The sequence below is a fragment of the Cupriavidus sp. 05N39 genome, from assembly GCF_056397325.1.
Map to the genome: position 1 here is coordinate 1 of NZ_JBFTNE010000063.1, position 15,559 is coordinate 15,559.

A 15,559-nucleotide genomic window follows, 5' to 3' on the forward strand; every position below is an offset into this window, starting at 1 on the left:
CCACCGCCCCACCCTGTGCTGGCTTCTCCCCTTCCGGCCAGCTTGACCGCGTTACGGCTAAACCACAAAAAGCACGACCGCACTGACATTTCAAATTAGCCAGCCGACTGACATCTAAAAACAGCCTAGACAACGAGGCACATTGATAGGCGTGCCCCGATTCGTCCAAGAAGTCCTCCATGGGTAATGCGTTGACGGCCATTGACCCGGAGGCTTCCTAAATCGAATGTCCTGCTGTAGGAAACCGGAATTCGCTGGACTAGCCGTGCGCCGCAGGGGTTCAATGCGCCCACGTAGGACCGTTGACGGCCAGTTCCGGCCGTCGGCCCGGTGGTCCATTCGGACGCTCGAGCGTCGCTTCAACACTAAACAACGGCCACTCGCGCGTCGGCGGCGCTTGTCGGTTCATCGGCCGTTGCGCACGGTCATGTTGCTTGCCCGATGATCGTGAAGGACCGCCAGAGTCAGCCAACTGCGGCCGTTGTCCGGCCCCATCCAATAGACATTCGAAACGTCCGCAGACAACGGATCTTCGCGCGCCGGGTACTCCAGATCGAGGACAAGGCCGGAATGATGCTTGGCGCGTGACGTCAATCCGGCTTCGCTGTCATAGTTGTGATTTCATGATCGACGCGAGGCGATCAGAGAGCTTTTCACGCCAGGGTCGACTCGACCAGGCAGCGAACGACGTCGGCTTGGACAGGGCAAGGTCTTCTTCGAATGTCCTTGTTTGCTCGGCGGCAAATTCACGATCCAGGATATTCAGCGTGGCCTCGTCGTTGAGATGGAACGAGCGATTGTCGAAATTCGTCGATCCGACCGAGACAAGCAAGCCATCGACGATCATCACTTTGCAGTGATACATCGTGGGACGGTACTCGACAATGATGGCGCCGGCCTCCAAAGGTTGGCCCCAGCGGGAGCGAGAAGCCGACCGCGCGGTCTCGGAGTCCATGTGTTCACCCGGCACGATAATGCGAACCCTGACCCGGCGTTTCAGCGCGGCAAGCAGTGCTTTCAGTGTCAGGTCGTCAGGCACAAAATAGGCGGATGATAGATCGATGGATCGGCTGGCGGCGGTGATAGCAAGCAGGTACATCAACGCCATGCTTTCACTGCCCCCGGTGGGCGAACTGCTGAAGATCTGCGCTCGCCCCTGGCCAACACGCGGCAGCACGGGGAAATAGGGTTCCGTCGCAGTAACGGTGCCGAAGTAGAATTTGCGGTCGCGAAACCCGAAGCCAGAAGATGAGCCATCACACGAAGCGCCCACGAAAGAGCCTGCCGGCAGGGATTGCCAAGGTGCTCAAGCGCCTGCACTACCCGCTGGACGTGATTCTGCTATGCGTGCGCTGGTACGTGGCGTACTCACTAAGTCTGCGGGATCTGGAGGAAATGATGGCCGAACGCGGTATCTCGGTGGACCATTCCACCGTGCATCGCTGGGTGATCAAGCTGCTACCGGTGTTCGAGCAGGCATTTCGCAGGCATCAGCGTCCGGTGGGCACCAGTTGGCGCATGGACGAAACCTACCTCCTGGTAAAGGGGCAATGGAAGTATCTCTACCGGGCTGTGGACAAGGCCGGCAAGACCATTGATTTCCTGTTGTGTGCACGCCGTGACACGGCCGCTGCCCGGCGCTTCTTCGAGAAGGCCATCGCCCAGAACGGGGCTCCGCAGACTGTCACGGTGGGCAAGAGCCGCGCCAATCTGGCAGCCCTGCAGGCCATCAACGCTAAAAGGGAAACTCCCATCAAGATCCGGCAAAACAAATACCTGAACAACCTCGTCGAGCAGGACCACCGGTCCATCAAACGCCGGGTCAGGCCGATGCTGGGATTCCAGAATTTTCGCTTCGCCCGCATTATCCTGGGTGGCATCGAGACCATGCGCATGATCTGCAAAAGGCAGATGGTCGCCCCAAAGGGGAGTAGTCCGTCCGCTGCTGAGCAATTTTACTCGCTGGCCGCATAAGCGCAGCACCCCGGCTACTCCTCGCTGGTACCACCTCCTTATCGCGACAAAACCCGGGGAAGTCAACAATGGCTGGACTATCCTGACATCGGCGCTTGCTACCGAGCGGATGATGATGGGTAGCTTCGTGGCCAATGCCCGCGCGGAATTCGAGCGCCTGGTTCGCTGCGTTCGCGGCGCGGCTGAACCTCATACGGTGCAAATGTAGACAAGCGCTGATCGACCATGGCGCCACCGACGGTAAAGTGATACAGGCTTTGCCAAGCGTGATCTTTGATTCCCAGCATGGCGTGCATTTCATCGTCGAAAAAACAGCCAATTCCCGTAGCGCGCTCTCCGGAGGCTTCTGCTTCAAGATAGAGCGCCTGGCCGAGAATTCCGCATTCCCAGAAAAGATGGCGATAACGCCATGGTTGCTTCAGGGCGATTTCGAAATTTGCGATCATTCCCAGCGCAAAGCAGGAATCAGCGGCGATGTCCTGGTGACAACAGATCAACTTTGCCACTGCGCGTAAATCGTAAGGTAGCAGAAAATAGAGCGGCAGATGGTCCGGTCCAGTCTTTTGCCACAGCCATTCCGGGCGCATAGCCTGCTTGAGGCTAGGCAGCGCCCCGGAATGTCTCACTAGCACATACAGGCCCGGCTCCAGATCGTCCACGCGGTGCACCAACAGCGCCGGATGCACCGCGACTGGAGACATCAGCGTATTCCACGGTGGCGTGTCGCTACGTACCAACAGACATGCCAGCATGGCGAAAAAAGCCGCGGCGGTGATGCGCGTCGTACCATCGAAACTCACAGCGCTGCGGCGCTGCCGAGCGATTCGGGCAAAGCTCAGATCAAGGGCGGGCGTCGCGGACCACCGGTGCGGCTCCGGATTTGGCGAGCTCGGTTCGCGAGTACGAGACTTGTGCGTGGCGCGATGGATCGAATCGATGTCGGGCCAACTCTCATGTCCCGCGCTTAGTTGATTCGCGTATCCGTACCAGTGCGCCTTATCCAAAGCAGCCTGCAGGCACCTAGGGTCCGGCTGTGCTTCAGGATTGCCGATCCAAAGCAGGGCATCTGGCACCTCTGGTTCGGCCGGTCCAAAATCCTCGCGGCGGTTCAATCCAAGCAATGCGGCCAACGCGTCATCCGCAGCCGCCTCCACCAGCCGCGTCTGCCAGCCGAGAGCTGCCGCGGCGTAACTCACTGCCGCGATAGCATGGCCGCAGTCATGCTGGCAGTAGCGCCATGCGCGCATTCCGTATTTCCACGCCTCGCGCCAGTGGATCGAGCTGATGCCGACCAGGATACCGCCGCCTGCAAACGCCTCGGTCCATCGAGGATCATCCAATTCAGCGCGATGTTCAAGTACATGGTTGCGGCTCAGGTAATGGTAGACCCCGCCAGCCAAGCCGGGCAGAGCCGGACACAGAAGATAGCCCTCGGTCGGATGCAGATTCCCGCTCGAAGGATTGCAGCGCAGTGACCACCGCTGAGCACCGTAGGATTTGCACGCTGACAGGCCGAGTGAAAGTTCAAACAGGATTGCCAGGGTACGAAGACTGAATCTTTGCGCGGGAGGCAGAGTGCCGCAGCGCAGCTCGTTGTAGCGTGCGGCCAAGGTGTCCGCGACCAATGGAAGAGCAATCCGCGGTGTGCCTTGAAACACCCGGAACGGGTCTGGCTGGGTTGCCCAGTCGAGCCCTTCGGGACCGGGAGCGTAGCTGTCGACACGGTGCTTGCTGCGTTCGTGATATTCAAGCAACACCTGCGTTAATCGGCTCATATGCCTTCAGCTCAGGAATGCTGATTTCGTATTATGGATCCTTTTCGGCCACCTGACGTCGCGGCGATAAGTGAACGCATCGAAGTACAGGGAGGGCCATTTTCTCGCCAGTGGGCGCAACTGGCAAGGGAGTTGGTCGGGCGCCCACCAGTTGAGTAACCCTTGTTGGGAATCTAGTCGCAAGAGCGTATTCTTAAGAAGTGACATGACAGCAGACCATAAGCAACGACAAGGCACTCATGAAGTACGCCCCCGTACCTCCGGCCCCGACAAAGCGCTCGACAACATCGAGAAAGCGCCAGAGTGAACAACCAGATGAAGGTCGCAAGACTGCGCAACCCGGTCAATTCGATCCGCAAAACAAGCAGATTGCAGATTTGAGCTAGTTCGCGTCGAAGCAGCAGTCCAATGCTGCATCAACATCACTTTTGGTGCTATCGCGCCTACAAACGGATTTCTGACGCTGCCATCGCGGATTTCCTGTCCGGCTGTACCAACCAACGTTGACACCATGGGTCTCAATCCTCCGAGCGCAGTTGTGCCCGGATAACCGAGGTGCTGCTATGCGTACCCTTCTCTATTTTCGTTTCGCAGATGCTGCTTCGGCCAGAAATGGCTGGACTCAGGTGCTTGCCCTATCAAGGGCGCCAACTTACGTAACGGGTCCGTGGTTCATGGGCAGAGGCCTCAAGCCTATCGAGGGCTTTCCGGCTGCCGATAGCAGCCATACCACATTCCGACCCGAAGTTTCGATGGCTGGATATGTTATCTGCGCGGTACTGGGTATAGCTCTCGCCGGATACTACGGCGACCATTCTGACCCGCTGAGTAGTCTCACCACCTATGGCCTTGGCTTTATGATCGGGGGCCTCGATTAGCCCGACATGCGGCCTTATTGTCGCAAGGCGAGCTTCTCATGATTGTGGGCTGCAAATCATCCGAGAAGGATAAGGTTATGACCTTGCTATATGGCAGAGGCGGAGTCGGCATAGAGGAGCACGGCGATTTTCTGCCGCATCTCCGCTGGATATAAAAATGGAATCTATTCCATTGCCACCGGACTAGGCTTACGTCTCGTCCGCGACTGCCGGTTCCTGAAAAGACGGCTTCCGCTGCTGGTAATGGCTTGCGAGGCGTGCCCAGACGCACCCGCAACGACGGTGGCGGATTCTTAGGAATCTCTGCCTTGAGCAACGGTCCGACAACGCGCCGGCAGAATCGGACTGCCCCAGTTGCCTGTCGCTATTGACGTCAGCCAACTCTCATATATCCGACCTATTATGATAGTTCGCCCCTGTGCATTCCAATGCAAGAGCGATTGAGTCACTAACCGGAGTCACATATGACCGTCAGGTTCAAATGTTGGTCCGAAGACGGCGAGGAAGTCATCAACGTACCAAAATCTCAGCTAATCTCGGAGTTCGCACCCCACACGACATTGCCCACAGTCCAGAAACAGGCAAAAGACGTCGAAGAAAAGGCCGTCAAATGGACGATGCCGGACGACCCAGATAGGTTTGGCGATTACGCGTAGCACTTACGCCGAGGTGCCCAGAGCAAACAGCCCGCGCAGCGAACTGCGCGGGCCCCGCAGTCTCCGGGCGACGCGTCCGCATTGACTACATCCCAGAAAATCCCTCATCCGACGTTCGCGGAATCGCCCTGCGCATTGCCGCCACTCAGCCAGCCAGCCAGCAAATAATGGTTCCCTGCCAAAGATCCGTGAAAGCCCTTTTGAGAGCCTTCCCGCAGCAGCCACAGCGGCAGGACTCCACAATGTTCAATTGCGCGACCTGGCCGTGGCCTAGCGACCTCGAGCAGCGGCCCCAGCTTGCCAATAGGATCACGTCAACCTTGCGGCAGGATACCTGCGAACGCCTCATTGGAAGCGCGAAGACATCTGCTGGGATAGCCGGCGAGGTCTATCGCATTTTGATGGCGGGGAGCGTGCTGCCGCAGTGAAACTCCGAGCTTTCGCCGCGGCGCCGAACGGTTCCACCGTATTCAGTCTGCTTGTGCCTCAATCTTTCATGGCGTGTGTCCCTAAAGGGAAGTATCGCGTGCGGGCGGCCACCTTAGTGCTTCGCCATGAGGGAGCGCGTTAACTATACTCACCTAAAGAACTTGCGGACGATGAAGATAGTAGCAAGTCCCCCTGTGGCGCCACTAAGGCGGCAATGACGTTCTTCAGTACGAAAAAACAGGCGTCACCGAACCCGCAGGCCCAAAGACAGTAAATCAGAGCGCTCATCCGCAACAGCGGCAAGCCAATCCATGACTGCAAAAGAAACCTTTCAGTCCCTTCGGTCGCACATCCTGTCCCTTGAAGAGGAATTCACTAAGTGCCGTATCGTTGCCGTAGCCATCGCCAACGAGAACAACTGCTTCGCTCTGCGTCGCGTTGTCCTTGACAAGCACGGCACCATTTGGCTCGTCGGTTCGCCTACTTCGAGCAGTCACACGATCTCTGCTGCATGGAGTCATACCACCTACCAATTTTGCGTCCAGCCATCCACCGATGAAGTCCAGAAGGTCCAGTTTCTTGATCAGTCTGGCGCTCCCAAAAGTATCCTATAGGCATAAGGATTCGCGGGTTACGGTCTGGCCCCTGGCTGTATAAGGATGTGGTATCCGGTCCCGAAATGGGAAAGGCTGGGGAGCCGGGTCGGGCGGGATTTCCATTAGCATCCCGAACACCTCGCTGCGAGATTCGCTGCCTGGCACGAACTCACCGACGTGGCCAAAAATCCGTCAACTGCTTTGTGAGCGGCGGTCCCGCGTGCCACTGCATTGGCTCGCTATCGGCAAGTTAACAGTGCCTTGTCGACTGTCCATTTTTGGTTATGTTGAAAAAGCCATAAGTGCTAGTTACACCGCTTCCCAAGGTCGTGGAAAGAACCGCGGAAGTCCGTTCTCCAACCGTTCTCGGCGCTTTACTCAACCGCCTGCGCAGCGTCGACACATGGCTAGACGATTCCGGCATCGCCACCGGGCGCATCGGCCGACAGCGGCTTCGTGGCCTGGGCATGCTGGCCGCGCTGACGTACAGATCCAGATGTCAGGCAGAGCGTCAGTGCCGCTGCCATCGGTACGCAGCTGTCACCGACACCTGGGAAGTCCGTCCGCTTCGGCATGGTGGGACCACGCGTTTCGTGACCCTGCGCCAGCGTATTCCATTTGAGACCTGTGCAGGCCGGATTGCAATGTCCTTCCTTTGACGACAACGCGGCACGCTCCTTTGACTTTCGAAACCCCCTATCCAATACTGGAACGGCGGTTTTCCCAACATTGTTGCTGGGGACAGGACGGCTGACGCCGTTTCCTCTCGAGGCGGCGCCACTTCATTCGTCCTCGCCATGCGAATCGATGGGGGAATTCGATCGACTGACTGAAGCTATATCAGGGGCGGCCTTTTGCGCGACAGTACCCGGTTTGCGCACTTGACGGATCCCATGAACGCGGGATGGACCATCACCAGGAGACAGCCATGGCGACGCACGCCCATCTCCACGCGGTGCGGCACGGCGATGGATAGGCCAGTCAGTACTGGCCATGACACGCAATCGCGGCGCGCATGCGAAACCTGCGGCCCGATCCGGGCGACCTGCCCGCGCGCCGCCAGTGTCGCCCCAGCCGCGTTCGAGGCGGCGAAGCAGGCCAGGCAGAAGGGGGCTGCGCATGCGGCCCCGGCTTTCCAGTGCGCTCAAGCTGACCCGCAGGCCATCAAGCGTACGCGGCAAGCATCTAGACGCTGATAGTGATCGCGAAGCAATGACGGAGACACTCATGGATAAGAACAATCACCCGAAGCCGTTCTACAGATCGCTCTACTTCCAGGTCATCACCGCGATCGTCGTCGGCGTCCTCCTGGGCCACTTCTATCCGCACACCGGCGAGGCGATGAAGCCACTGGGCGATGGCTTTATTAAGCTGATCAAGATGATCATCGCCCCGATCATCTTCTGCACGGTCGTGGTGGGCATCGCTGGCATGGAGGACATGAAGAAGGTCGGCAAGACCGGCGGGCTGGCGCTGCTGTACTTCGARRTCGTSAGCGGCRTYGCGCTGGTGGTGGGCYTGRTSATCATCAACATCGTCAAGCCSGGCGCCGGCATGAATGTSGACGTMASCACCCTCGACACGAAGRGCATCGCCGCCTAYACCGGGCCCGGAAAGATGCAGGGTACGGTGGATTTCCTGCTGAACGTGATCCCGAGTACCGTGGTGGATGCCTTCGCCAAGGGCGAGATTCTCCAGGTGCTGCTGTTTGCGGTGATGTTCGGCTTCGCGCTGCACAAGTTCGGCGGCCGCGGCACGCTGGTGTTCGATTTCATCGAGAAGTTCTCGCATGTGCTGTTTACCATCGTCGGCTACATCATGAAGGTCGCTCCCATCGGCGCGTTCGGCGCCATGGCGTTCACCATTGGGAAGTACGGCGTGGGTTCGCTGCTGCAGCTTGGCCAGCTGATGGCGACGTTTTATGCGACTTGCCTGCTGTTCATCTTTATCGTGCTTGGTACCATCGCACGCCTGCACGGCTTCTCGATCTGGAAGTTCATCAAGTACATCAAAGAGGAACTGCTGATCGTGCTGGGCACGTCGTCCTCCGAATCCGTGCTGCCGCGGATGATGGCCAAGCTGGAGAACCTCGGCGCCCGCAAGTCTGTCGTCGGCCTGGTAATCCCCACGGGATACTCGTTCAACCTGGATGGGACGTCCATCTACCTGACCATGGCGGCGGTATTCATCGCTCAGGCGACCAACACGGACATGACCCTGACGCAGCAGATCACGCTGCTGGCCGTGCTGCTGCTCACTTCGAAGGGCGCCGCCGGCGTCACCGGCAGTGGCTTTATCGTGCTCGCGGCCACGCTGTCGGCGGTGGGGCATGTGCCGGTCGCCGGTTTGGCCCTGATCCTCGGCATCGACCGCTTCATGTCCGAGGCCCGCGCGCTGACCAACCTGATCGGCAACGGCGTGGCCACGGTGGTGGTCGCGAAATGGACCGGCGACCTCGATGTCGAACGGATGCGTCGCAGGCTGGACAACGAATCGGACACCGAAGCCGACGAACCCGAGGTGGTGCTCGATCAGGTTGCGGCCCACATGCCGGTTGCTGTCCCCCGCACCGATATGCCTCGCTGACCTTCACGTTGCCGATGCACGCGCGCCCGAGCAAGCCTCCATGCCAATCAGACAATGTGGTAACTAATTCGATTACCCCTCGCCGCGCTGACTCGAAAGAGCTTGGCTTTGATGATCGGATCCAGGTCCAGATGGGCTTGCCGTTCCAAGGTATCACCCAACGTCGGGATCAATGTCTTCAGGCGCTTGCCGCAGACCCTGTCGGCCGCTTCCCACAACACCGTCAACACCTGGCGTACTGCCTCGTCGTACAGCCGATTGCATTCGCGTGTCGCCTTCGTCGCCGCGGAGGCCCCCCTGCTGCCGCAGCAGCTGGATGGCGTGCTTGCGGTGATTCCCAGTCAGGGCCGCGAACTCATCGAGAATCGTGATCTGTTCACCGAACGCCGCGCTGCGATACCCCACTCGCAGCGCTTCGAGCAACTCCTTGCGTATCGTCATGCTGATTTGCCTCGTCACGTTGCGCTGCTCCCGCCGGACAATCCGACTGGTAGCAAACTACGTGAGGCAACAGGTCAGCACGGGTTGCAGTTCTGATGAGTCAATGCGCCGGCCAAGATGTTTGTCGGTAAACCGGACATCCTGCTTGACGCTATCCATGCGCGGCCCGTTCGATGCGGACCGGCGCGCCGCACTGCTGTCCTGCCGAGCGCTGCCCGGCTTACCGGACGCAGCACTCGGAAGTGGTGGTCGAGACTTACAGCGTGCAAGAAAGCTGACAGGCGCCGGCTGCGTGTCGGCGCCGATGGCAACGCTGGTGGCGCTCAGGCACCGTCGAGGAAAGGATTGGCGCGTTCCGAGCGCATCGGGAGCCAGGCTCATGCTGGCGGGGTCCATTGACGGGTTGGGGCTGCGGGCCAGCGTGGGGTCGACTGGAGCGGGAGCCATGCCCGGTTGAGCCGACTGTCCGGCACCTTGCGCATCGGGATCGCGTACAGCTGACAGCGCCCCCTGGGCCGACGGCGCTGCCGCCGGCATTGCTTGCATAGGCTGGGCGGATGGCACCGCCTGGCTGGATTGCATCGGCTGAGTCGCTGGCATCGGCTGGGTCGGCTGAATGGGCTGGGCCTGCTGCGCGAACAGCGGGTAGGACGCGATCATCGCACCAGCCATCAACAGGGATTCGCCAGATGCTGCTTCATTCGTGTACCTCCTAAAACGCCTACCGGCATGGGGACGGCCACTGTAGCGCCGAGGCATCTGACATTCTGTTCGATTTTGCTTGCACCGAGGCCGGCTAACTGCGCGCGCGAAAGTATCCCGCGCCGCACTTTGTGGCTTTGTTAGTTCAGCGCCACCCTCAAGGGGTGCTACGACGCCACCCAGCGCCGTCAAACCCGATGACTCTGCCGGCTCACTCCGGAAAGCAGTGCAAGGACCTTGTATGCAGCCTGGATTCGGGACGCTCGGAAGGCGCGCGTGAATCTCAGCGGTCGGCTCCCCATTCCCCTGCACTGCGGAGTGCCTTCCTTGTTCTTGGGCCGCTGGCTGCGGTCTCACAATCGCTTACAAGCCGAATGCGTGTTCGGTGATAGGCTCACCACCATGACAGCCGACGGTTGCGCATGACCATCGCGCTGCTAAGTGAAGAAGACAAACATATGCCTTCTGAATAACTAGAGCGTGCAACAGGCTTCTCTTAGCCTAACGAAGCGCAAGTTGGAGTCACTTCCTATGTTGACCGACGTTCAACTACGTTCGGCCTCTCACTCAGATTGGCAGCAAGTCGTTACATTGCTTGAGAGTTGCAGGCTACCTGCCGCGGATGTTGTCGAAATTATCGAAGCCTTCCACATTGCGGTGTGTGATGGCCACATCGTTGGCTGCGCAGCGGCAGAGCACCATGGAGAGTCCATCCTCATCCGCTCGGTAGCAGTTGAGCCCGAATACCGCGACAGAGGCATTGCCAGCCGATTGGTTGAGGCGCTCTTGATGCGGGCTCGCGGCACGGAGGCGCGAGACGCCTATCTCCTGTCTACCGTAGCCCCAGCCTATTTCGCGCGCTGGGGATTCTCCCTTATCCCTGCTGAAGAAGCACCGCCAGAAGTCACGGCTTCAAGCGCATTTCAGCGGGCCGCGCAAACGTCTGCACTCTGCATGCGGTGTGAGTTGCGCTAACAGTAGATTCTCCTCTCAACGGGCAGGGTGGTCGCCCGAAGCAACCCAAAAGAAACAAACCCCCGGAAGACCGCAATCTTCCGGGCTTCCGCCGCCATTGCCGGCGAAGACGGAGGGATTCGAACCCCCAATAGCCTATTCCCTTGCCGTATCTACCTGGAAATGTTCCACGGTCTACCCGGCATTGACCGCCCGCTGCAGCCAGTCTGGCATGGCGCCGCGGTCGTCCCAGCCCTGCCCGTGCGCGTTGCGGTAGCGCACTGTCCCCGGCAATGGCGCCGGCGGCGACTCGGCAAAGCAGCCTGCGGCCTGCAAGTCCGCCAAGGTCAGGCCGTGCCTGGCCATCTGGATGCGGATCCAAGTAATCGCTTCGCCGCGCTCGATTTCGATCGACATCATTTTAGGTGCACAGATTCGAGGAGGCTGCGGAACAGGATCCTTGCGTTGTCGTCTTCAGAGACCGTTGGGCCTAACGCTTGTTCCGGCGGATCGCTGGTTTGTGGCAACACACTCCCCCGGAATCGCGTGCCCACCCTCGTCGCTCAAGAATAAATCAAACTCACGGAAACCGCCGGCCATCAGTCCCCGCTCGACTGGTCCACAGGCTTATCCCCTCGCGTGGTGGACAAATTTCACCCCGCCCTCGATCACTTCATCAAGCGGACCCGGAGTTGAACTTGGTGCGCGCCGGCGCCCGGCGCCTGGCTAGCACCAAGCGGCGTGTCGCGGTGGCTTCCGCCTGCGCGCGCTCGACCCGCCGCAGCGCCACCTCGAGTTCGGCCCGCAGGCGCTCGTGCGCCACCTGCCCATCTGCTAGCGCCTGCTGCGCCGCCCCCCACTGCCGGTTGATCGTGTCGCGCTCGGCCTGCAGTCGTGCCCGCTCCTCGGCGCCGGCCACGGCCGCGTCTTGCGTCCGCGCCTGCACCGCTGCCAGCTCAGTGCGCAGGTCCGCCACCGCCTGCTCGCCCTTCTGGCGCAGCGTGCGCTCCTGGTCGATCTCGCGCAGCGCTCGGTGGCGCTGGCGCGCTCCTGCGCGACGGCCACCTGCTCGCGGGTGTGTTCACTCGCGTCTCGCGCGCGGGTCGGCCTTGGCGTGTTCGATCGCCTTTAGTGTTTCTGAGTCGAGCACTGCCTGGGCGTCTGACGGAATGGCAAACAGTTTGCCGTCGATGTCATGGACGTGTAACTGCTCATGGGTGACAGCATCCGTCACCAGCGCGCGGCCAGTCAGGCGCAGGGCGGCTTGGAGATGTGATTGTCCCGAGACGATCCGGTAATTACGTCCTTCTGATCGTCTCACCACCGCGTCAGTGGGGATCTCGCCGAGCTCGATAGCGCCGAATCCGGGGAGCGACATTTCCTCGATGCGATTCTTGATGCAGGCGACCATCACGGCGGCGCTGGGGCGCTCGGTTGCCGCAAGCCGTTCATATTGACCGAGGAGGATATTGGCCTTCTCGATTGAGGGCGTCGTATAGACAAAGGACTGGATGGCGGTCGGCGGGCAAGTCAACCGGGTCGCCATGATTGCGAATGCCCAGTCCCTCTTGTAGTTGCAGTGTGGGCAAACCCAGCCGTACTTGGTGGCAATCAGGATGCCAGGGGCGCCACCTTCGACTCCGTGGCGATGATCGGCGCTGTTCCTGCAGGTGAAGGCGCGCAGAACCGGGCCGCCGAGGCCAACCTGGTTCTCGTTGAGCTTCTGGACCTGATCGTCGGTGAACGGTGCGCGGATGTAACTCATGGCATTTGAGAAAGCAGCTTCGGCGTGACGTGGCTATCGCCGCGCAGCCGGCACCCGCGACGCTCGGGAGTCTGCCCGGCGGCTAACAGAAACTCTGGGCGCCAGGACACACTGCGGCCGCCGCCTCCTTCCAGTTTATGCCCGGGCGAAGGGCTACGTTGCTTTGGCCGGGCCCGGACCTTTTGTGTGCTGCCCGACCTAAATCCATTCCGCTTCGTCGAAGCAGACAGGACAAATCTGCTCGTCCTGTTCGTGGCGGCGGGGAGGGGGGAACGGAAGCTGCCGTCCCCTTTACCTTGCCCAGGAATCCGGCCGGCGGACACGCGCCCGCAGACCACGCACCGAAGCAGGTCACCGGTGCACTGGGGCCCAGTGCCGCGTCAGCGGTCGCGACCTTTGGCATTGTCGATGGCCTCCCGGTCCCCGCGTCCAGCGCAGACTTCGAATCGTCGGATACGGCAAACTGCCGACCATCGACTTCGTGCACGTGCAGCATTTTACCGGTGACTACGCGACCACATGCTCGGCGGCCTCCTTGGCATATCATTCGCGCAGTTCGTTGTACTACCGTTTGTCCAGCAGCGTGCAAAGGTGGAACCGGGGCAGTTGTGCAGCAGCCTGCTGCACAACTGCCCCGCTCGGCCAAGCCTCGGCCAGCGCGCGCATGTACTTGAGGTTGTGCGGCGAAAAGCCTCTCATGTCCGGAAACGTCACCCGCAGATCGCGTGCGAGCCGGTCTATGACCCTGGCTCCCCATCCCTGCTGCTGCTGCTGCTGCTCGAGGATGTCACGTCCGATCTGCCAATAGAGCGCCATGAGTTCCCGGTGACCGAGCGGACCGCACGCTGGCGTGCCTGCTCGACCCAAGTTTTGAACCCAGCGAGCCAAGCGGTGTAATCGGGGGAGGGAGCGTTGCGTGCGGCATTCGGTTGGTTCCGTTTCGGATTGCGGGCCGGCGGCGCCGGTCGCCCCTCATTGTCCGGGTCGGTCAGCTGGCGAGCAATGCAAGGCCCAGGCCGTTCCATGGGACGGCACCGCCGCGAGAATACTACCCAACCTGGAAATGTTCCACGGCCTGCCCGGCGTTGATCGCCCGCTGTAGCCAGTCCGGCATGGCGCCTCGGCCGTCCCGCAACTGCCGCTCGAGCGTCTCGATCTGACGCGTGCCTTCCTCCTGACGCGCCTGAGAGGCCGCGAGGGCTTGGCGCGCGGCGTCCAGTTCCCCCTGTAGCGTCGCGCGCGCTTGCTGCGCAGCGTCGAGCCCGGCCTGCACGGCTGCCGTTTCCTGTTCCGCCACGACCACCGCGGCCCGCGCCAGGTCGCGCTGCGCCTCCGCCTCGCTCGCCGGCAGCCAAGCTTCGGCCCGCAAGGCGGCCAGTTCGCCGGCGGCCGCCTCGTTGGCGGCCGGCCAGATCGACTGCACCGCGTCGGCCGCGATCGACTTGAGCGCGTCCGGCAGCCCGGAGTGGCCAACGGTCGCGCGCATCTTGCTCCGCAGGTCCGCCCGGAACTGCGCCAGCACCTCGGTGGGCGTGCCCATGTTGCCCTTACGCACCTGGCCATATAGCTTGTTGAGGGATGGCCGGGATTCGTCAAAAATCCGCCGCATCTCCTACTAACCAACTGATTTAAAATAAGAATTGCCGCTTTTTTGCCTGGCGGCCGCGGCACGCGCACGCACTGCTACAAATCCGGACTGCCGTGCTCAATGACCAGCTCCGATCGCACGTTGAACGATGGTATCCCTCCATCGCCAGAGCAGAAAACCACCGCATTGCCGCTTAGTCAGCGCCCGCTTTGGTGCGGTCTCCTACTATCACATTTTTCCGGGGGTCAAAAAAAGACGCCATTTTTGGCGCCTCGAACTTGGGTCTCACCCCAAACTACCGGTAATCTAACCCTCGCGGCCGTTTTAGCCCGTTTCCAGCCGCCGTTCAGCAAACTGGCTCGGCCCGCAGCCCGCGGTGCATTCAGATTTCATTGTTCCGGTCTTTGCCGCGCGAAATCCGCGCCGGCTGGCCGGCTGCAGCCATCCTCGCTCTCCTCGTCATGACCCAGTCGGCGCCGCCGCACTGCGTCCGCTCTCGCCCAAGTCGAATCGGTTCGCCCGAACCAGGTCGGACTGCGCAGTCTGGCCCGGTTCGGACTGGCTTGCCACTTCCGTGGAAGCCGATCACGCCGTCCACTCCACAATCTCAGWGAGGCTGAGGATGGCACGCGCCCTATCACCGCGCGCACCGAGACGGTGGATTTTCAGTATAGCCCTCGAACGCCGCCCCACCAAGGCGGCTGGCCCGACTGCCCGCTGCAACCAGTCCGGCATGGCACCGCGGCCGTCCCAGCCCTGCCCGTGCGCGTTGCGGTAGCGCACCACACCAGGCGTTGGGGTCGGCGGCGGCTCGGCAAAGCAGCCGGCGGCCTGCGGGTCGGACAGGCTCAGCCCATGCTGGGCCATCTGGATGCGGATCCAGGTGATGGCTTCCGCGCGCTCGATTTCGATCAACATGATGCAGGTGAATAGATTTGAGCGCGGGATCGAGCGTCGCGCCGTCATTCGGGAACATTGAGGTTGTTCCGGGGATTGCTGCTGTGGAGATCCGCGCCGGCGGAAGGACAAGGTGGCCTATCTGCTTAAATTTTAATCAAATCCACAGATCGCGCGGTGGACACCCTGCCCCACCCACGTCCCTCAGGCTGGCCCGGGCTTGAACTTGGTGCGCGTCACCGGCGCCCGGCGCCTGGCCGCCACCAGCCGGCGGGTCGCGGCGGCTTCCGCATCTGCCCGCTCGGCACGGCGTACGGC

11 protein-coding genes and 1 pseudogene are annotated in these 15,559 nt (G+C 60.9%); 4 read left to right on the top strand and 8 right to left on the bottom strand.

Annotation, left to right across the window (positions count from 1 at the left end; all coding sequences use genetic code 11):
• Positions 1-607: 607 nt before the first annotated feature.
• A pseudogene (locus AC1DN0_RS26585) lies at positions 608-1,210 on the bottom strand (phospholipase D-like domain-containing protein); the annotation flags it as partial.
• A gap of 38 nt (positions 1,211-1,248) precedes the next feature.
• Here AC1DN0_RS26585 and AC1DN0_RS26590 point away from each other — a divergent pair.
• On the top strand, positions 1,249-1,974 hold the full coding sequence (locus tag AC1DN0_RS26590; protein ID WP_441632626.1) for an IS6 family transposase: 726 nt from the start codon (positions 1,249-1,251) through the stop codon (positions 1,972-1,974).
• 98 nt (positions 1,975-2,072) lie between these two features.
• On the opposite strand, the gene AC1DN0_RS26595 is transcribed toward AC1DN0_RS26590, so the two are convergent.
• A complete protein-coding gene (locus AC1DN0_RS26595) occupies positions 2,073-3,749 on the bottom strand; it encodes a SagB/ThcOx family dehydrogenase (protein WP_441632628.1) in 1,677 nt (558 codons plus the stop codon).
• 3,786 nt (positions 3,750-7,535) lie between these two features.
• On the opposite strand from AC1DN0_RS26595, the gene AC1DN0_RS26600 reads away from it, so the two are divergent.
• The 3 genes from AC1DN0_RS26600 (at position 7,536) to AC1DN0_RS26610 (ending at position 11,012) form a co-directional block, all read left to right on the top strand.
• Positions 7,536-8,894, top strand: coding sequence for a dicarboxylate/amino acid:cation symporter (locus AC1DN0_RS26600; RefSeq protein ID WP_477146134.1), 1,359 nt, complete (start codon positions 7,536-7,538; stop codon positions 8,892-8,894).
• 102 nt (positions 8,895-8,996) lie between these two features.
• Entirely contained in the window at positions 8,997-9,431 is a 435-nt protein-coding gene (locus AC1DN0_RS26605; RefSeq protein WP_441632632.1) for a hypothetical protein, read from the top strand.
• A 1,137-nt stretch (positions 9,432-10,568) separates the two neighbouring features.
• Positions 10,569-11,012, top strand: coding sequence for a GNAT family N-acetyltransferase (locus AC1DN0_RS26610; RefSeq protein WP_441632634.1), 444 nt, complete (start codon positions 10,569-10,571; stop codon positions 11,010-11,012).
• Positions 11,013-11,186: 174 nt separating this feature from the next.
• Here the strand turns inward: AC1DN0_RS26610 and AC1DN0_RS26615 are convergent, their stop codons facing one another.
• The 6 genes from AC1DN0_RS26615 to AC1DN0_RS26640 all read right to left on the bottom strand — a co-directional run bounded on the left by AC1DN0_RS26615 (position 11,187) and on the right by AC1DN0_RS26640 (position 15,262).
• Positions 11,187-11,411: an H-NS histone family protein gene (locus AC1DN0_RS26615; RefSeq protein ID WP_441632636.1), complete on the bottom strand. Its 225-nt coding sequence runs from the start codon at positions 11,409-11,411 to the stop codon at positions 11,187-11,189.
• Between the two features lie 256 nt (positions 11,412-11,667).
• Positions 11,668-11,967, bottom strand: a complete 300-nt coding sequence (locus AC1DN0_RS26620; RefSeq protein ID WP_441632638.1) for a hypothetical protein — start codon at positions 11,965-11,967, stop codon at positions 11,668-11,670.
• A 105-nt stretch (positions 11,968-12,072) separates the two neighbouring features.
• Positions 12,073-12,756, bottom strand: coding sequence for a hypothetical protein (locus tag AC1DN0_RS26625; protein WP_441632640.1), 684 nt, complete (start codon positions 12,754-12,756; stop codon positions 12,073-12,075).
• A gap of 564 nt (positions 12,757-13,320) precedes the next feature.
• Complete coding sequence (locus tag AC1DN0_RS26630) at positions 13,321-13,572, bottom strand: DUF1016 N-terminal domain-containing protein (protein ID WP_441632641.1); 252 nt, start codon at positions 13,570-13,572, stop codon at positions 13,321-13,323.
• Between the two features lie 232 nt (positions 13,573-13,804).
• A complete protein-coding gene (locus AC1DN0_RS26635) occupies positions 13,805-14,365 on the bottom strand; it encodes a DNA-binding protein (RefSeq protein WP_441632643.1) in 561 nt (186 codons plus the stop codon).
• Positions 14,366-14,929: 564 nt separating this feature from the next.
• Positions 14,930-15,262 carry a hypothetical protein gene (locus AC1DN0_RS26640; RefSeq protein ID WP_477146135.1) on the bottom strand — a complete coding sequence of 111 codons (333 nt, stop codon included), beginning with the start codon at positions 15,260-15,262 and terminating at the stop codon, positions 14,930-14,932.
• Positions 15,263-15,559: the final 297 nt, after the last annotated feature.